The 17,751-nt window shown below is 61.7% G+C and carries 18 protein-coding genes and 1 other RNA gene; 4 read left to right on the plus strand and 15 right to left on the minus strand.

Annotated features, from left to right (window positions below; translation table 11 throughout):
* The first annotated feature begins 13 nt into the window (after positions 1-13).
* The gene (locus ACPWR9_RS00555) at positions 14-1,171 is read left to right on the plus strand and encodes an anhydro-N-acetylmuramic acid kinase (RefSeq protein WP_426312285.1); all 1,158 of its coding nucleotides are present in this window, start codon (positions 14-16) and stop codon (positions 1,169-1,171) included.
* Positions 1,172-1,263: 92 nt separating this feature from the next.
* Here ACPWR9_RS00555 and erpA read toward each other — a convergent pair whose 3' ends face one another.
* The 4 genes from erpA to rplM form a co-directional block, all read right to left on the minus strand.
* Positions 1,264-1,629, minus strand: coding sequence for an iron-sulfur cluster insertion protein ErpA (erpA, locus tag ACPWR9_RS00560; RefSeq protein WP_058377438.1), 366 nt, complete (start codon positions 1,627-1,629; stop codon positions 1,264-1,266).
* A 97-nt stretch (positions 1,630-1,726) separates the two neighbouring features.
* On the minus strand, positions 1,727-2,770 hold the full coding sequence (argC, locus tag ACPWR9_RS00565) for an N-acetyl-gamma-glutamyl-phosphate reductase (RefSeq protein ID WP_426312287.1): 1,044 nt from the start codon (positions 2,768-2,770) through the stop codon (positions 1,727-1,729).
* Positions 2,771-2,941: 171 nt separating this feature from the next.
* Complete coding sequence (rpsI, locus tag ACPWR9_RS00570) at positions 2,942-3,337, minus strand: 30S ribosomal protein S9 (protein WP_058377436.1); 396 nt, start codon at positions 3,335-3,337, stop codon at positions 2,942-2,944.
* 10 nt (positions 3,338-3,347) lie between these two features.
* Positions 3,348-3,776 carry a 50S ribosomal protein L13 gene (gene rplM / locus ACPWR9_RS00575; protein ID WP_010805091.1) on the minus strand — a complete coding sequence of 143 codons (429 nt, stop codon included), beginning with the start codon at positions 3,774-3,776 and terminating at the stop codon, positions 3,348-3,350.
* Positions 3,777-4,425: 649 nt separating this feature from the next.
* On the opposite strand from rplM, the gene ACPWR9_RS00580 reads away from it, so the two are divergent.
* The gene (locus ACPWR9_RS00580; protein WP_150680444.1) at positions 4,426-4,848 is read left to right on the plus strand and encodes an OsmC family protein; all 423 of its coding nucleotides are present in this window, start codon (positions 4,426-4,428) and stop codon (positions 4,846-4,848) included.
* Between the two features lie 115 nt (positions 4,849-4,963).
* On the opposite strand, the gene rnpB is transcribed toward ACPWR9_RS00580, so the two are convergent.
* The 3 genes from rnpB to pyrC all read right to left on the minus strand — a co-directional run bounded on the left by rnpB (position 4,964) and on the right by pyrC (position 7,359).
* Positions 4,964-5,372, minus strand: an RNA gene (gene rnpB, locus ACPWR9_RS00585) — RNase P RNA component class A.
* 52 nt (positions 5,373-5,424) lie between these two features.
* On the minus strand, positions 5,425-6,306 hold the full coding sequence (locus ACPWR9_RS00590) for a DUF3025 domain-containing protein (protein ID WP_426312291.1): 882 nt from the start codon (positions 6,304-6,306) through the stop codon (positions 5,425-5,427).
* Between the two features lie 15 nt (positions 6,307-6,321).
* Positions 6,322-7,359 carry a dihydroorotase gene (gene pyrC / locus ACPWR9_RS00595; RefSeq protein WP_426312293.1) on the minus strand — a complete coding sequence of 346 codons (1,038 nt, stop codon included), beginning with the start codon at positions 7,357-7,359 and terminating at the stop codon, positions 6,322-6,324.
* A gap of 173 nt (positions 7,360-7,532) precedes the next feature.
* Here pyrC and ACPWR9_RS00600 point away from each other — a divergent pair, with 173 nt between their 5' ends.
* Complete coding sequence (locus ACPWR9_RS00600; RefSeq protein ID WP_150680225.1) at positions 7,533-8,363, plus strand: class II glutamine amidotransferase; 831 nt, start codon at positions 7,533-7,535, stop codon at positions 8,361-8,363.
* Positions 8,364-8,486: 123 nt separating this feature from the next.
* Here ACPWR9_RS00600 and ACPWR9_RS00605 read toward each other — a convergent pair whose 3' ends face one another.
* From ACPWR9_RS00605 to ACPWR9_RS00635, 7 genes are all read right to left on the minus strand, one after another.
* The gene (locus tag ACPWR9_RS00605) at positions 8,487-9,212 is read right to left on the minus strand and encodes an amino acid ABC transporter ATP-binding protein (protein WP_150680224.1); all 726 of its coding nucleotides are present in this window, start codon (positions 9,210-9,212) and stop codon (positions 8,487-8,489) included.
* The gene (gene gltK / locus ACPWR9_RS00610) at positions 9,209-9,889 is read right to left on the minus strand and encodes a glutamate/aspartate ABC transporter permease GltK (protein WP_426312296.1); all 681 of its coding nucleotides are present in this window, start codon (positions 9,887-9,889) and stop codon (positions 9,209-9,211) included. Before gltK ends, ACPWR9_RS00605 begins: the two co-directional genes overlap by 4 nt.
* Positions 9,889-10,629, minus strand: a complete 741-nt coding sequence (locus tag ACPWR9_RS00615; protein ID WP_426312299.1) for an amino acid ABC transporter permease — start codon at positions 10,627-10,629, stop codon at positions 9,889-9,891. The genes gltK and ACPWR9_RS00615 overlap by 1 nt, the downstream gene beginning before the upstream one ends.
* 109 nt (positions 10,630-10,738) lie before the next feature.
* The gene (locus ACPWR9_RS00620) at positions 10,739-11,647 is read right to left on the minus strand and encodes a glutamate/aspartate ABC transporter substrate-binding protein (RefSeq protein WP_150680221.1); all 909 of its coding nucleotides are present in this window, start codon (positions 11,645-11,647) and stop codon (positions 10,739-10,741) included.
* A 165-nt stretch (positions 11,648-11,812) separates the two neighbouring features.
* Complete coding sequence (locus ACPWR9_RS00625) at positions 11,813-13,102, minus strand: Glu/Leu/Phe/Val family dehydrogenase (RefSeq protein WP_150680220.1); 1,290 nt, start codon at positions 13,100-13,102, stop codon at positions 11,813-11,815.
* 184 nt (positions 13,103-13,286) lie between these two features.
* Positions 13,287-14,243: a LysR family transcriptional regulator gene (locus ACPWR9_RS00630; RefSeq protein WP_426312302.1), complete on the minus strand. Its 957-nt coding sequence runs from the start codon at positions 14,241-14,243 to the stop codon at positions 13,287-13,289.
* 15 nt (positions 14,244-14,258) lie between these two features.
* The gene (locus ACPWR9_RS00635; protein ID WP_426312305.1) at positions 14,259-16,181 is read right to left on the minus strand and encodes an ABCB family ABC transporter ATP-binding protein/permease; all 1,923 of its coding nucleotides are present in this window, start codon (positions 16,179-16,181) and stop codon (positions 14,259-14,261) included.
* A gap of 209 nt (positions 16,182-16,390) precedes the next feature.
* Here ACPWR9_RS00635 and ACPWR9_RS00640 point away from each other — a divergent pair, with 209 nt between their 5' ends.
* The gene (locus tag ACPWR9_RS00640) at positions 16,391-16,810 is read left to right on the plus strand and encodes an acyl-CoA thioesterase (RefSeq protein ID WP_426312306.1); all 420 of its coding nucleotides are present in this window, start codon (positions 16,391-16,393) and stop codon (positions 16,808-16,810) included.
* Positions 16,811-16,891: 81 nt separating this feature from the next.
* Here the strand turns inward: ACPWR9_RS00640 and ACPWR9_RS00645 are convergent, their stop codons facing one another.
* Positions 16,892-17,659, minus strand: a complete 768-nt coding sequence (locus ACPWR9_RS00645) for an enoyl-CoA hydratase (RefSeq protein WP_426312308.1) — start codon at positions 17,657-17,659, stop codon at positions 16,892-16,894.
* Positions 17,660-17,751: the final 92 nt, after the last annotated feature.

Here is a 17,751-nt window from a genome sequence, read left to right on the forward strand (position 1 = left end):
CTGCGCTCCGCTCATGACTGACACCGCTTCCCAAGGCGCCCATTCGGCCGCCACCGCAGCAACCTCCCACTTTATCGGCCTGATGTCCGGCACCAGCCTCGACGGCGTCGATGGCGTGCTCGTCGCGTCGCCCAGTGGCAAAGTGCTCGCCGAGGCGTACATCGCATTTCCGGCGGATTTGCGCGAGACGCTGATGGTGCTGCAAGCCCCTTCCGAGAATGAACTGCATCGGGAAGCGCTCGCGGCCAATGCGCTTGCACGGCATTACGCCGATTGTGTGAAAAGCCTGCTGGATAGCGCCGGTTTGCCAGCCTCGGCGATTACCGCCATCGGCGCGCATGGGCAAACGATTCGTCATCGTCCCGGTGAGTTTGACGGGGTCGGTTACACGCGTCAGTTGAACGCTCCGGCATTGATCGCCGAGCTGACGGGCATCGACGTCGTCGCCGATATGCGCAGCCGTGATGTCGCTGCGGGCGGACAAGGTGCACCGCTCGTGCCCGCCTATCACCAAGCCAAGTTTTCCGATGCCGGTGAAACGCGCGTCGTCTGCAATCTCGGCGGCATCAGCAATGTGACGATCCTGCCTGCGGCGGCCTCGGGCAAACCGGTGACAGGCTTCGACTGCGGCCCGGGCAACGCGCTGCTCGATGGCTGGGCCGCACGGCATATCGGCAAAGCCTATGATGATGGCGGCGCATGGGGCGCGAGTGGCCGAGTCCACGATGCCCTGCTCGCCGCACTGCTCAACGAGCCCTACTTTGCGCAGACGCCGCCCAAGAGCACGGGGCGCGATCTGTTTCACGCGGCATGGTTAGACTCCCGTTTGGCCGCCTTTCCGGGCGTTGCGCCGGTGGATGTGCAAGCCACGCTCGTCGCCCTCACTGCCGAATGCGTCGCTGCGGATGTGTTGCGCCACGCGCCGAACTGCAAGGGCTTCTACGCCTGCGGTGGCGGCACACGCAATCGGGCACTCATGCAAGCGATCGCGGCCCGCCTGCCGGGCGTCACAGTGGCAACCACCGAAGCCCTCGGTGTGCCGCCGCATCAGGTCGAAGCCCTCGCCTTCGCATGGCTTGCCGAGCGCTGTCTGGCACGCCTGCCGGGGAATCTGCCGTCGGTGACCGGGGCGGCAGGTTTGCGCGTCCTCGGAGCGATCTACCCGCGCTGACGGCGAGGCAACGCGCGAAAAACGCGATAACGAAAAAAGGGCCCTTGCGGGCCCTTTTCTCTGGGTACTTCCGGATACTGCCGTCGTGTCGCTCAGACCGAGAACGACGAACCGCAACCACAGGTCGTGGAGGCGTTCGGGTTCTTGATCACGAACTGTGCGCCGTTGATATCTTCTTTGTAGTCGATCTCGGCGCCCACCAAGTATTGGTAGCTCATCGAGTCGATTAGCAGCGAAACGCCGTTCTTGTCGAGCACGGTGTCATCTTCGTTCACGTCTTCGTCGAAGGTGAAACCATACTGAAAGCCGGAGCAACCGCCACCCTGCACGAAAACGCGCAGTTTGAGTTCCGGGTTGCCTTCTTCGTCGATCAGTTGCTTGACCTTGTCCGCGGCGCTGTCGGTAAAGACCAGAAACGCGGGCATTTCCGTGACGGCGGCCTCAAGCGGTGCGTTCATCGCAAATCTCCATAATTCGGTTGGGTACCATTCTATTCCCTATTCCGAAATCGTGCCGACGGCAGAAAAATCAAGAGCTTAGGGACAATAAATACCGTTACGGCAGTACGGGAATATGGGTCAGACCCATGTTCTCCGGCAAGCCGAACATCAGGTTCATACACTGCACGCCCTGACCGGACGCGCCCTTGACCAGGTTGTCCTCGACCACGAGGATAACCAGCGTGTCTTCATTGCCCGGGCGGTGAACCGCCATGCGCACGTAGTTCGATGCGCGCACCCAACGCGTTTCCGGCATCGAACCTGCCGGCAGCACGTCAACGAACGGCTCATTCTCGTAATACGCTTCAAACAGCTGCTGGAAATCGGTATCGCGGGCTTCGGGCAGAATCGTCGCGTACAGCGTCGAGTGGATACCGCGAATCGTCGGCAACAGGTGCGGCACGAACGTCAGGCCCACATCGTAGCCCGCGATCGCTTCCAGACCTTGCTTGATTTCCGGATGGTGGCGATGGCCCTTCACGCCATACGCCTTGAAATTGTCCAGCGTCTCGGCCAGGATCAGCGACGTCTCGCCCTTGCGACCGGCACCGCTGGCGCCCGACTTAGCGTCGGCGATCAGGTGCTTCGGATCGACCAGCTTGCGGCCACCGGCGAACAGCGGCGCATAACCGAGTTGCACCGACGTCGGATAGCAGCCCGGCAGGCCGATAACGCGTGCTTGTTTGATCTGCTCGCGGTTAATTTCGGGCAGGCCATAAACGGCTTCTTCAAGAATATCGGGGCAGGCGTGCGGCATGCCGTACCACTTCTCGAACGTGGCCGTGTCCTTGAGACGGAAGTCGGCAGCCAGGTCGATCACGCGCACACCAGCGGCGAGCAATTCGCGCGCTTGCGCCATCGCCACACCATGCGGGGTCGCGAAAAAGACCACGTCGCAATCGGTCAGACGGGCGTCATCGGGCGTGCAGAACGCCAGGTCGACGCGGCCGCGCAGGTTCGGGTACATGTCGGCGACCAACGTGCCCGCTTCTTTGCGCGAGGTAATCGCCGTCAGTTTCACTTCCGGGTGCTGTGCCAGCAAACGGAGCAGTTCCACACCGGTGTAGCCGGTGCCGCCTACGATACCTACCTTGACCATGTCCCACCCCTACTAAATCGGAACCGCGATTCTATCAAGCTTCGACGACACGTGTGAGACGCCGCCACGCGGAAAACATCACAACGGAAAGCCCAAAGAAAAAAGGCCGCGCGAGGCGGCCTTTCTCCGGATCTGCCAAGTTGGCGGATCCCAACAAGCACACTCGTGCGATTAACGCTTCGAGAATTGCTTGCGACGGCGGGCCTTGTGCAGACCAACCTTCTTACGTTCGACTTCACGAGCATCGCGGGTAACGAAACCAGCGGTCGACAGCGACGGCTTGAGGGTCGCGTCGTAGTCGATCAGTGCACGCGTGATGCCGTGACGAACCGCACCGGCTTGACCCGTTTCACCGCCGCCCGACACGTTGACTTTGATGTCGAACGTTTCAGCGTGGTTGGTCAACTCGAGCGGCTGACGAACGATCATCAGCGACGTTTCGCGAGCGAAGTACTCTTTGATCGGCTTGCCATTGACGACGATGTCGCCCTTGCCAGCCTTGATGAACACACGAGCAACTGCGCTCTTGCGACGGCCGGTGCCGTAATTCCAATCGTTTTTGAACATGGCGTGGCCCTTAGATCTCGAGCGACTTCGGTTGCTGAGCTTCGTGCGGATGATTGCCGTCGGCGTAAACCTTCAGCTTCTTGATCATCGCATAGCCCAGCGGACCCTTCGGCAGCATGCCCTTCACGGCTTTCTCGAGCGCACGGCCCGGGAAACGCTCTTGCATCTTGCCAAACGTGGTTTCGTAGATACCGCCCGGGTAACCCGTGTGACGGTAGTACTTCTTATCGGTTTGCTTTGCGCCCGTGACCTTCAGCTTGGCAGCATTGACGATGATGATGTAATCACCCGTGTCAACGTGCGGCGTGAATTCCGGTTTGTGCTTGCCGCGCAGACGGCGTGCCACTTCGCTGGCGACACGGCCGAGGACTTTGTCCGTCGCGTCAATCACAAACCATTCGCGCGTCACCTCTGCCGGCTTAGCGGAAAACGTCTTCATGATCGATCCAATTAAAAAACTTCTTGCCCCATAGACACCAACTTCCTGCTTGTCTGCCGGCCGCGTCCTTGCGAGTTGCATGGCGCAGTCCTGTGCTTGCAGGCTCTCCCTGATGCTTTTTCCGTGGGCATTTCCGGAAAAGCCGTTGATTATACAGAAAAAACACCCTTCCGGTAAACGCACTTAGGTAAACCGGACTTTTCGGGCGCACAAAAAAAAACCCGAACCTCATTGGGTCCGGGTTAAATCCACCAAAGGAGGAGGGTGGAGGAGACACTTGCAGAATTGCTGTGAAGCACAACAACCAATGACTGAAGTCTAGCAAAGACAATTGTGCGTTGCAAGAAAATTTATAGTGCGAAATACAACACCATAATGTGAAATCATCGACGACATCACAAAATGTATGATATTCGTTTAAATTCAATAAGTTACTAAAAATTTCAGCCGCAAACTGCGTCCGCCACTAGAGCCTTCTGCCTAAATTTAGGGTTTTTCCCCCTGAAAACGCGATCAAAAAAGCGCCAATATTGCGATGCAGCAACCGGGGCGATTCCGGGGGCACTCAGCGCATGTCGGACGGCATCGTACGCACTATTGCGGAAGCCGCTACAATTTTTGCTTGAACGAGAATTCGGGGTATCGAGATATGGAATGCAAGGTTAGCTGGATGGGCCAGGATGGCATGGCCTTCATCGCGCAGACGGGAAGCGGTCACATCGTCGCGATGGACGGAGCGCCGGAGGGAGGTGGCCACAATCAGGCGCCGCGTCCGATGGAGATGCTGCTGGTCGGCACCGGCGGGTGCACGGCGTACGACGTGGTGCTGATCCTCAAGAAGAGCCGCGCCGAGGTCAAAGATTGCAGCGTGACGCTCAAGGCCGAACGTGCCAGCGAAGATCCCAAGGTCTTCACGAAGATTCACTTCCACTTCACCGTGACGGGCCGCAACCTGAACCCGGCCACCGTCGAGCGCGCCGTGACGCTCTCGCACGACAAGTACTGCTCCGCGTCGATCATGCTCGCCAAGACCGCCGAGCTGACGCACAGCGTGGAAATCGTCGAAGGCTAAGGCGCATGGTGGACTGGCGGCGAGCGCGGACTCTGCCTCGCCGAGAAGCCGCCGACGTCGCAATAGCGCAGAAAGACAAAAGGCTCCCTCTCGGGAGCCTTTCGCTTTTGTATCGATGCAGAGACGGCCGATAAGCCGGATTCTGTGAACGCGACTCGCGCCGCGCCTGACAACCATTCCTCTAGGCGACGCATCACTACGCCGCTCAAGCTTCCTACCCGCAGGCTCCCGGGGGCCCCGTTGCCGGCACACGCACGAGGCGCATGCCGCTCACCTGCCTATTTGGAATTGCTCCGGGTGGAGGTTACCGTGCCGTGTGCGTTGCCGCACGCCGCGGTGCGCTCTTACCGCACCGTTTCACCCTTACCTGATCCGCCTGGCTTTCGCCAGGGGCCATCGGCGGTCTGTTCTCTGTTGCCCTGTTCCGCGTCTCACGACGGATGGCCGTTAGCCATCACCCTGCCCTATGGAGTCCGGACTTTCCTCCCCCTTCAAATGAAGGCGGCGATTGTCTGGCCGACTCTGCGGGCCGAAGTGTATCACGCGCACGCCCGGCCCACGCCCGATCACCCCGGATTAGCGCCCTGACAGCTTACCGCCGGGCAGGTCGGCCCGACGCCCCGGGCGAAACACCGAAGTGTCGAGGTAATAGTCCGGATCGCCGTTCGCCGGTGACCAGCCCGGAATGCCGAGCACAGGCAGCGGCGCGAATTCGCGCGGCGTGAAAGGAATGCTCACCAGCCCCGGTGCCAACTGGGCGTCGAGCCATTCGAGGCGTTCAGCGAGGGTCAGATCGAAGTAATCGCCCGGCACATCGACAATCCATGCGTGCGCCGTGATCGCCTTGTAGGGCGTGACCAGCTTTTCCAGCAAGGCGTGCCCGAATGGCTGCACCTCGCAGGCACGGCCCCAATCGGCGCGGCGCATGACGAACAGCGTTTGCCAGTCGAAGCCACGCAGAGCGGCGCTCAACGCCGGGTCGCTACAGGCAAAGATGACCGCGTTTTCGTCGAACAGGGTTGCCGCATCGCGGGTCGCCCCACGGGTGGCCTGCACGCCATCTGTGGCGATGGCGGCGGCCTGGCGGGCGTTGAGCGCCGCCTTGCTGCACGGGTAGGTCAGCCAGATCAGCCCATTGAAGAAGTCGTGCAGATTGGGCCGAGTCGGCACGCCACCGGTCGCGGCGATGAACGCCTCGTAAGCCGTCCCCTCGGGCAAATCCGCTTGGTCGACGAAGCACAGCGGCTCGCCGTGCCCGCTGACCTGAGCGGCCGCGCTCGCCCGCGAGGACAGCGCTGCGCGCCAGTCGCCGCTAGCGAGCGCGCCCTGCCCGTGCGCCCTTACCGTAGCGAACCACGGCTGCGGCCAGTCAATATCGGGCAGCGAATCCGCCGTGTACTGACCGACCGACGCGGATAAGACGGGCGGCACAGGCAACACGGGCAACGTGCGCGACACGGACAACGCCCCACCTCAGTCCTTGAGCTTCCAGCCGATCACTTCGCCGCCGCGCAGCGGCACGACGGTGGCATCTCCCATCGGCAGTTCGGCGGGCAGCTCCCAGTCTTCGCGCACCAGCGTGATCTTATCGGCGTTGCGCGGCAGTTCGTAGAAGTCCGGGCCGTGGAAGCTGGCGAAGCCTTCGAGCTTGTCCAGCGCACCCGCGTTGTCAAACGCTTCCGCGTACAACTCCACGGCGTGCAGCGCCGTGTAGCAACCGGCGCAGCCGCAGGCCATTTCCTTGGCGCCGCGGGCATGCGGGGCGCTGTCGGTGCCGAGGAAGAAGCGCGTGCTGCCCGACGTGGCGGCCTTCACCAGCGCTTCCCGGTGGACTTCACGCTTGAGCACCGGCAGGCAGTAGTAGTGCGGGCGGATACCGCCGGTGAAGATCGCGTTGCGGTTGTACAGCAGGTGATGGGCGGTGATGGTGGCGCCGATCGGGCCTTCGGCTTGCGCGACGTATTCGGCGGCGTCCTTCGTCGTGATGTGCTCGAACACCACCTTGAGGCCCGGGAAATCGCGGCGCAGCGGGATCATCACTTTGTCGATGAACACCTTTTCGCGATCGAAGATATCGATGTCGGCGCTCGTCACTTCACCGTGCACGAGCAGCGGCATACCGACTTCCTGCATGGCTTCGAGCGCGCCGCGGCACTTGGCCAGGTCGGTCACGCCGGCGTCCGAGTTGGTCGTCGCGCCTGCCGGATACAGCTTCACGCCGTGCACGAAGCCCGACGCCTTGGCGCGGCGGATCTCGTCGCCCGGCGTGTTGTCGGTCAGATACAACGTCATGAGCGGCTCGAACGTGTTGCCTGCCGGGCGGGCCGCGAGAATGCGCTCGCGGTAGGCCGCCGCGTGTTCGGTCGTGGTAACCGGCGGCTTGAGGTTCGGCATGATGATCGCGCGGCCGAACTGGCGGGCGCTGTCGGGCAGCACGCTCTTGAGCACGGCGCCATCGCGCACGTGCAGGTGCCAGTCATCGGGACGGGTGATAGTCAGTTCGGTGGTCATGATCGTATCCGGGGCTGCTGAGCCGTGCCGGCGGGTGAGGCGTCGGCGCGACGAACTTTTAGGGCGGGAATGTACGTGCACAGGGGCCGGTGCTATGCTTGTGCAACCCCATATTGTAACGGCAGCAGCGCACAGACACGACGCGAGCTGCCAATCCGAGATTTACCCGTCCCATGTGCCAACTGCTTGGAATGAATTGCGCGGAACCGACCGACATCACGTTCTCATTTACCGGTTTTGCAGCGCGCGGGGGCGGCACGGACCATCATGCCGACGGGTGGGGTATCGCCTTCTTCGAAGACAAAGCCTGCCGTCTCTTCATCGACCATCAGGCGGCGGCCAATTCGCCGATCGCCGAACTGGTCAAAAAATACCCGATCAAGTCGAAAAACGTCATCGCGCATATCCGCAAAGCGACGCAAGGCATCGTTGAACTCGAAAACTGCCACCCGTTCCAGCGCGAGCTGTGGGGACGTCACTGGATCTTCGCGCACAACGGCGACCTGCACGACTACGACCCGTTCCTCTCCGGCGTCTACCAACCGGTCGGTACGACCGACAGCGAGCGGGCGTTCTGCGACATCATGCAGGGCCTGCGCAAGCGCTTCCCCGGCTCGCAGCCGCCGCTCGACGAGCTGTTCCACGCCGTAGAAGACATCACGCGCACGATCACGCGCCACGGCGTCTTCAACTTCGTGCTCTCGAACGGGCAAGCGCTCATCGCTCACTGCTCGACGCGCCTGCACTTCATCGCCCGCCAGTGGCCGTTCGCGAAGGCGCACCTGATCGACGCCGACTGGGAAATCGACTTCGCCAAGTTCACGACGCCGGCCGACCGCGTGGCGGTCATCGCCACCGTGCCGCTGACCGACAACGAAGTCTGGACGACCTTCGAGCCGGGCGAACTGATCCTCTTCGAGAACGGTGCACCGACGAAGCGTGCCGTGGTGCCGATTCCGGAAGCCGTGCGCCTGCGCAACGAGCAGAACACGGCCTGCCAGTAAGGCCGTCGGCGACTCAGGTGGCCGAACCGCCCATAAAAAAAGCGTGCCCGAAGGCACGCTTTTTTCTTTCCTCAACCAACGCCGCGGCACGTCGCAATACGTCGCTAGACGTGCCGCGTCCGATCAGTGCAGGATCTTGGCCAGGAAGTCCTTGGCGCGATCCGACTTCGGGTTTTCGAAGAACTCTTCCTTCTTGTCGTCTTCGACGATCAGGCCCTGATCCATGAAGATCACGCGGTTGGCGACCTTCTTGGCGAAGCCCATTTCGTGCGTGACCACCATCATGGTCATGCCTTCATGCGCCAGTTCGACCATCACGTCGAGCACTTCGTTAATCATTTCCGGATCGAGTGCCGAGGTCGGCTCATCGAACAGCATGGCGATCGGGTCCATGCACAGGGCACGGGCAATCGCGACACGCTGCTGCTGACCGCCCGACAGTTGGCCCGGGAACTTGTGCGCGTGTGCCTTCAGGCCCACACGCTCAAGCAGCTTCAGACCCTTGTCGGTGGCTTCGTCCTTGCGGCGGCCGAGCACCTTGACCTGCGCGAGCGTCAGGTTTTCGGTAATCGACAGATGCGGGAACAGTTCGAAGTGCTGGAACACCATGCCCACGCGCGAGCGGAGCTTGGCCAGGTTCGTCTTCGGGTCTGCGACCGAGGTGCCGTCGACGATGATCTCGCCTTGCTGGATCGGCTCCAGACCGTTGACGGTCTTGATGAGCGTGGACTTGCCCGAACCCGACGGGCCGCACACCACCACGACTTCACCCTTCTTGACTTCAGTGGAACAGTCCGTGAGCACCTGGAACTGGCCGTACCACTTGGAGACGTTTTTGAGGGAAATCATTTCGCCAACCTCTTTTGAAGACGTTTAACCAACATCGAAACCGAGACGCAGATCACAAAGTAGACCGCGCCGGCAAACACAATCATTGCGGGCAAAGTGCCGTCGCGCTGACCCACCTGATACGACATCCCGAAGAAGTCGGACAGGGCGATCGCGTACACGAGCGACGTATCCTGGAACAAGATGATGCCCTGCGTGAGCAACAACGGCACCATGTTGCGGAAGGCTTGCGGCAGCACCACAAGACCCATTGCCTGCCAGTACGACATACCGAGCGCAAACGCGGCCGACATCTGGCCGCGCGACACGCTCTGAATACCGGCGCGAATGATTTCCGAATAATACGCTGCTTCAAACAGCGAGAAGGCCACGAGCGCCGAGACCATCCGGATGTCCCACGTCGGCGGTACGTCGAGCAACGAACGCAGCACCTGCGGCACGATCAGGAAGAACCACAGCAGCACCATCAGCAGCGGAATCGAGCGGAACACGTTCACGTACAGATCCGCGAACCACTTCAACGGCGCCACGCCCGACAGGCGCATCATCGCGAGCAACGTGCCCCACACGATGCCCACGATCACGGCGAGCGCCGTGATCTGCAACGTGGTGACCATGCCCTTGACCAACAGCGGCCACGCGTCAACCACGCCGCCCCAAGCGAAGATCTCACCCATTATTTGCCCCCGATGTAGCCCGGCAGGCGGGTCTTCGATTCGAGCCAACGCATGAACGTGAGCACGACGATGTTGATGAGCATGTAGGCAACCGTCACGGCGATGAACGACTCGTAGCTATGGGCCGTGTAGTCGATCAGTTGCTTGCCCTGACCGGTCAGCTCGAGCAGGTTCACTGTCGAGATCACGGCCGAGTTCTTGAAGATGTTGACGAATTCCGAGGTAATCGGCGGGATCACCACGCGGAAAGCCACCGGCAGCAGCACGAAGCGGTACGTCTGCGGCAGCGTGAGCCCCATGGCCAGACCGGCGTTCTTCTGACCTTTAGGCAGTGAATTGATACCGGAACGGACTTGCTCACACACCCGGGCAGCCGTAAAGAGGCCCAGGCCAACCACACCGGTGAGCAGCGAGACGCTGGCCGGATTGAGCGAGAACAGCCATTGACGGACCGCTTCAGGCAAGAAGTCGGGCGCCACGTAGTACCAGAAGAACAACTGCACCAGCAACGGGATGTTTCGGAACAGCTCGACGTACCCCGCCGCGAAGCCCGAGATCCACTTATTGGGAACGGTGCGCATCACGCCGAGCACGGAGCCGACGGCCAACGCAATGATCCAGCCGCCAAGGCCGACTTCTAGCGTGAGCTTGAAGCCTGAGAGCAGCCACCCGAAATAGGTGGTGTTCTCACCGGTGGCTACCGGCTGGAAGAAAAAACTGAAATCGAGACCGAGAGCCATGATCTCCCCTTTTCTACTTGTCTTGCTTAAAAAGAAGCGGAAGGATTGACTCCTTCCGCTTCGGCATTACTTACTGATCATGCTCAGCGTTGCTGCAAGCCAATGAGGCTTACTTGGCCGGCGTCACGTCAGCGCTGTCGTTCGGCGCCTTCCACAGAGCGGCCATTTCAGCCGACGGCGGGAAGTCCATGTTCGTGCCGTTCAACGCGGGGATCGGCGACTGGAACCACTTCTTGTAGTCCGTGAACGCCTGGCCCGACTTCTGGTAGTTGGCCACAGCCGTGTCCACCACCTTCTTGAATTGCGGGTCGTCCTTGCGCATCATGCAGCCGTAGGCTTCGTACGATTGCGGCTTGCCGACGATGCTGTAGTCCTTGGCATCCTTGAACTTGGCGCGCTCACCGGCGAGCAGGGCGTCGTCCATCATGAAGGCGACGGCACGGCCTTGATGCAGCGTGATCGCCGCTTCGCCGTGGTCCTTCGCGCTGATGATGTTCATGCCCATCTTCTTGTCCTGATCCATCTGACGCAGCAGACGCTCAGAGGTCGTGCCAGCCGTGGTCACGACGTTCTTGCCCTTCAGATCGTCGAAATCCTTCACGCCCGAGCTGTTCTTGGTCAGCAAACGCGTGCCGATGATGAAGAACGTGTTCGAGAACGCGGCTTGCTTTTGGCGATCGGCGTTGTTGGTGGTCGAACCGCACTCGATATCGATCGTGCCGTTTTGCACCAGCGGAATACGGTTCTGCGACGTGATCGGGGTTTGCTTCACGTCGAGCTTCGTAAGCTTCAGTTCTTTCTTGACTTCAGCGACGATAGCCATCGCGACATCGTTCGCGTAGCCAACGACATTGTGGTTGTTGTCATAGAACGAGAACGGGATCGACGACTCCCGGTTACCCAGCGAAATAACGCCGGTGTCCTTGATCTTCTTGAGCGTACCGCTTTCCTGCGCTTGTGCAGCACCTGCCATCAGGCCCACACAACACACCGCCAATGCAATTTTCGAGAGGGTCATTCCTTGGTCTCCTTGGCACAAAACGAATGCATTTTAGCACTGCAATTGCCCGTTTTTTTATTCTCGAATGTTCGGAACGTACGTCTTTTTTGACGCATTTCGCCCCGAACATTCGTTTTTTACGCAATAGTGCGTATTACTACTTAGAGCGCAAGCACCGCCAGATCAGGGGTACAGGCCGCGCATCTCACGCGCTTGCAGGATACGGCTACATGCCACGATGAATGCCGCCGTACGCAACGATACGCCATGTTCCTGCGACACGTGCCACACGCCGTCGAACGCTTCGCGCATGATGCGCTCCAGGCGGTGGTTAATCTCTTCCTCGGTCCAGAAGAAGCTCGAGAAGTCTTGCACCCATTCGAAGTACGAGACGGTCACGCCACCGGCGTTGGCCACCACGTCGGGCACCACGAGGATGTTCTTGGCACGCAGAATGTCGTCCGCAGCCGTCGTCGTCGGGCCGTTGGCGCCTTCGACCACGACTTTCGCGCGAATCTTGTCGGCGTTCTTCTCGGTGATCTGGTTTTCCAGTGCAGCCGGGATCAGGAATTCGCAGTCGAGCGACCAGAATTCGTCGTCCTTGATGGCTTCGGCTGCCGGGAAGCCGCCCACGCCGCCGGTCTCGGCCACGTGCTTGAGCAGGTTCGGCACATCGAGGCCGTCCGACTTGTAGATCGTACCGGTGTGATCTTGCACGCCGATGACATGTGCGCCGGCTTCTGCGAACAGGCGCGCAGCAATGCCGCCCACGTTACCGAAGCCCTGCACGATCACGCGCGCACCGCGCACGTCCATGCCCAGACGGCGGGCCGCTTCGCAGCTCACCACGAACACTCCGCGGCCGGTCGCTTCGCGACGGCCCAGCGAACCACCCAGCGAGATCGGCTTGCCGGTCACGACGCCCGTGGCCGTGGAGCCTTCGTTCATCGAGTACGTGTCCATCATCCACGCCATGATCTGCTCATTGGTGTTGACGTCCGGTGCCGGAATGTCCTTCGTCGGCCCGATGATGATGTTGATTTCGCTGGTGTAACGGCGCGTCAGGCGCTCGAGTTCGCCGCGCGAGAGCTTGCGCGGGTCGACGCGGATACCGCCCTTGGCACCGCCGTACGGCACGTTCACAGCGGCGTTCTTGACCGACATCCAGGCCGACAGGGCCATGACTTCGGAGAGCGTAACGTCTTGGTGGAAGCGCACACCGCCCTTGCCCGGGCCGCGCGAGGTGTTGTGCTGGACACGATAGCCCTCGAAGTGGGCGATGGTGCCGTTATCGAGTTCGATCGGGCAGTCGACGATCAGGATGCGCTTCGGGCGCTTGAGGGTTTCGACCCAACGCGAGAGGCCGCCCAGATAGGGCGTGACGCGATCGACCTGTTGAAGATAGTTACCCCAGGGGCCGAGATCGTCGGCCTGAAGGTAGGAAGGCAAGGCATGCTGTGACGGTTGCGACATCTTTGGATTCTCCGGCTTCAATCGGCGCCGCACGCACACACCGTGCTTGCGACACGAATGGCACGCACTTTACCTAGACCCGCAAAGAACAATCCAATGCCGAATAAACATGCAACTATGCATTTCGTGCATAGTTAGTTCCGCGCATTCTCGCCTGCCGCCCTGCCCTCCCTTTCCCCCACTTTCACGCCTTAACTTGATCGCGCACCGCCTGCCAGAACGCCTCGACGGCTTCGCGTTTGGTCTTCTCGCGCCGGTTGCTCGCGTCGGCGTAGGCCAAGCGGTCGCGGTAAAGCCGGATTTCCATGTCCAGATGCCATGGCGCGGCGGTTTTGCCCGGCGGGGCGAGGTCGATCAGTTCCTCGCGTGCGACGGAGTCGACCACGGCGCTCTCCGGCAGGAACGCCACGCCGTGACCGGCCAGCACCATCGCCTTGAGCGCCTCGGCCATGTCGGTCTCGTAGACCTTGTCGAGATGCGGCGGGCTAGTGGTATCGCCCACCAGCAGGTCGGCCATGCGCCCGAGATAAGCGTTGGACGTGTAGGCCAGATACGGCACCGGCGCTTCGGCCGTGCCCGGCAGCTTAAAGCGCGCGCGCTTTTGCGGCGTGGGGGCGCTGTAGGGGCTGAACCGTTCGCTGCCCAGGACGACCATCTCGTAGCGCGCCACGTCGAGTTGTAAGGGCTGGCTGGGATGGTAGTAGCACATGAGCAAGTCGCAGCCGCCATCGGTCAGCGACATGGCCGCATCGTGCACGTTGAGTGCGCGCAGGCGGCTGCGCAACAAGCCCAGCCGCTTTTCCAGCGTCTTGAGCCAGCGCGGGAAGAACGTCATCGACAGCGTGTGCGGCACGGCGAAGTCGAGGACCGAGTGATCGGCAGAGCGTTGCTCGCGCAGCAGCGCGCGGGCTTCTTGCGCTTGCGAGAGCAACGCCAGCGCCTGCTCGTAGAAAACCTCACCGGCGGGCGTGAGCCGCGTCGGATAGCTCGAGCGGTCGATCAGTTCACTGCCGAGCCATGCTTCGAGTGCCTGAATGCGGCGCGAGAAGGCCGGTTGCGTCACATGACGCAACTCGGCCGAGCGGCTGAAACTGTGCGTCTTGGCGAGCGACACGAAGTCTTCGAGCCATTTGATTTCCATGCGGAGCCCCCGGGCTCAGGAGACTACGGTCGCAAAATGGGACGCCTCGGCATCCCCCTCGCCGCCACGACGCTGTTGTTGCAGCGCCCACATCTGGGCGTAGAGTCCTTCGGCGCGCAGCAATTCGTCGTGCGTGCCGCGCTCGACGATACGGCCCTTGTCGAGCACGATGATCTGCGCCGCGTGCACGACCGTCGAGAGCCGGTGCGCAATCACGAGCGTGGTGCGCTCCCGGGCGATATTGCGCAGTTCCGTCTGAATCGCCTGCTCCGAGCGCGAATCCAGCGCCGAGGTCGCCTCGTCGAAAATCAGAATGTGCGGATTCTTCAGAATCGTGCGCGCGATCGCTACCCGCTGCTTTTCGCCGCCCGAGAGCTTCAGCCCACGCTCGCCCACCATCGATTCATAGCCCGCAGGCAGGCTTTCGATGAAGTCGTGAATATGGGCCGCGCGCGCCGCCGCAATGACCTGCTCGCGCGATGCCGACGGATTCCCGTAGGCGATGTTGTAGTAGATCGTGTCGTTGAACAGCACCGTGTCCTGCGGCACGATGCCGATCGCCGCGCGCAGCGAGTCTTGCGTCACATCGCGGATATCCTGCCCGTCGATGGTGATGCGCCCGGCCGACGCGCCCGGAAAACCCACATCGTAGAAGCGGAACAACAGACGCGAGAGCGTCGATTTGCCTGAACCGCTATGGCCCACGACTGCCGTCGTCGTGCCCGCCGCAATGGTGAAATCCACGTCGTGCAGAATCTGACGCGTCGCCTCGTAGCCGAAATTCACGTGCTCGAAGCGCACCGTGCCACCGCTGCACACCAAGGCGGGCGCACCGGGCGGATCGGCCACTTCGCGATTGACGTCGAGCAGCGTGAACATGCGGTCCATGTCCGTCATCGCTTGCTTGAGTTCGCGATAGATCACACCGAGGAAGTTCAGCGGAATATAGAGCTGCAACATGAACGTGTTGACCAGCACCAGATCGCCCAGCGTCATCTTGCCGCTCATCACGCCTTGCGTGGCGTGCCACAGAATCAGAATCAGCCCCGTGGCGATAATCACCTGCTGCCCGAAGTTCAGCACCGAGAGCGAATTCTGCGAGCGGATGGCAGCCGCACGATAGCGCTTCAGGTTCTCGTCGTAGCGCTCCGTCTCGAACGCCTCGTTGCCGAAGTACTTCACCGTCTCGTAGTTGATGAGCGAGTCGATGGCACGCGCGTTGGCCTTCGAATCGAGCTCGTTCATCGTGCGGCGGAAGTGCGTGCGCCACTCGGTCACCTTCACCGTGAAAGCGATGTAGAACACGAGCGCACCGAGCGTGACCAGTGCGTAGAACGCGTCGTATCGCACAACGAAGAAGCCGAGCACGAGCGTCACTTCGATGAGCGTCGGCAGGATGCTGTACAGCGAGTACGAAATCATCGACTGGATGCCGCGCGTGCCACGCTCGATGTCGCGGCTCATCCCGCCCGTCTGACGCTCCAGATGAAAGCGCAGCGACAGCGCATGCAGGTGGCGGAACACGCGCAGCGCGATTTGCCGCACGGCGCTCTCCGTCACCTTCGAGAACAGCATTTCCCGCAGTTCGGTGAAGAGCGACGTCGACAGGCGCACCACCCCGTACGCGATCACCAACATACCCAACCCACCCACGACGATCAGGCTTGGGTCGGCCGTCGCGCGCGCCGTTGCCGAGAGCGCGGCCACCGGGCCGAGCGCATCGACGATGTGTTTCATCAGGATCGGCACGCCGAGGTTGGCGACCTTGGCGAGAATCAGGCACGACAGCGCGAGCGTCACCCGCCCACGGAATTCGAGCAGATAGGGCAGCAGCGACTTGAGCACTTGCCAGTCGTTGCGCGGCGGTTTCGGCGTGTTCTTGGCATTCGGGGCATTAGCCGCCGCCGGCGCAGGCTCGGCCGGAGTGAAACGTCTCATGATGCTGTGGGGGCGGGGTCCTGCCCGGGCGACAGGTCCGGTGGGGGGCTTTCCGCTAGAATCGTCAATGGCGTATTTTCGCAGAACCCGGCGTCTCATGCTGAGCCAGCGCCGGGCGGGCATCCCCACCATGGGTGCCCCTCGGAGGCCACCGCCCGGCGGTGCTCTCCCGAGTTTTCCCCCGCTTGATGGCTCACGCAAGGAACCCCATGAGTACCCCGACCCCTGCCCTCACGGCGCTGCCCGAAGAAAAAGAACTGGCGTTGCGCGTGATGCCGATGCCCGCCGACGCCAACGCCCATGGCGACGTGTTCGGCGGCTGGATCATGTCGCAGGTCGATATCGCCGGCTCGATTCCCGCAGCACAACGCGCCAACGGCCGCGTGGCGACCATCGCCGTCAACTCGTTCCTGTTCAAACAACCTGTCTTCGTCGGTGATCTGCTCAGTTTCTACGCCAAGATCGTCAAGACCGGCAACACGTCGATCACCGTCTACGTCGAGGCTTATGCCCAGCGCATGCGCCTGTCGCACGAGATCGTGAAAGTGACCGAGGCCATGGTCACCTACGTGGCGACCGATGAGGACCGCCGTCCCCGTCAGTTGCCCAAGCTAGGAACGCTGGGCTGAACGGCAGCGCAAAACGTAGAAAACGCAAAAAAGGCTGGCGCCCAATGGCGGCCAGCCTTTTTTGTCAGCGCAGCCCGTGAATTACGAGAACTGGCTGAAGTCCGGCTTACGCTTCTCGAAGAACGCAGTGAACGCCTCGCGCGCCTCGGGCGAGAGCAGGCGCTTGCCGAACTCCAGCGCCTCGTCGCGAATGCGCTCCTGCACCTCACGCGCGCTGTCGCCCTTCATCAGTTGCTTGGTCACGCGCAGTGACCCGGCAGGCATGGCGGCCAGTTGCGCCGCACGCTTAGCGGCATAGTCCGCGAGCTCGGCGGCGGGCAGGATCCGGTTCACGAACCCCATCGCCACGGCCTCATTGACGTCAAACGGCTCGCCAAACAGCAGCTTCTCCGCGGCACGGTGATACCCGGCCACGCGCGGCAGCAGCAAGCTCGATGCGGCTTCCGGGCACAGCGCCAGTTGCGAGAACGGCAGCGAGAAGCGTGCCGTCTCTGCGGCATACACCACGTCGCAGTGCAGCAACATCGTCGTGCCCACGCCCACGGCATTGCCCGCAACCGCAGCCACGATCGGCTTGGTCGCCTGACTGATCCGATGCAGGAACTGGAACACCGGCGCGTCGTCGTCCTTCGGCGGGTTTTTCAGAAAGTCTTCGAGGTCGTTACCGGCCGAAAACGCTTCCGGATGCCCCTGAATCAAGATGACGCGAACGGTCGGGTCGGCTTCCGCCTCGCCGAGCGCGTCGGCCAGCGCCTGATACATCCCGGCAGTGATCGCGTTCTTCTTGTGTGCACGGTTGAAGGTCAGCACCTGTACCGCGCCCTGGCGTTGCACCAATACGTCGTCCATCTCCACTGTCTCCTGAATATTGCGTTCGTCTCACGACAAACGCCGGGGGCAGACGCGCGTACTGCGCAATCCACACCCCGGCGCTTGATGAC

The organism is Pandoraea pneumonica, from assembly GCF_049918595.1.
GTDB classification, from domain to species: Bacteria; Pseudomonadota; Gammaproteobacteria; order Burkholderiales; family Burkholderiaceae; genus Pandoraea; species Pandoraea pneumonica_A.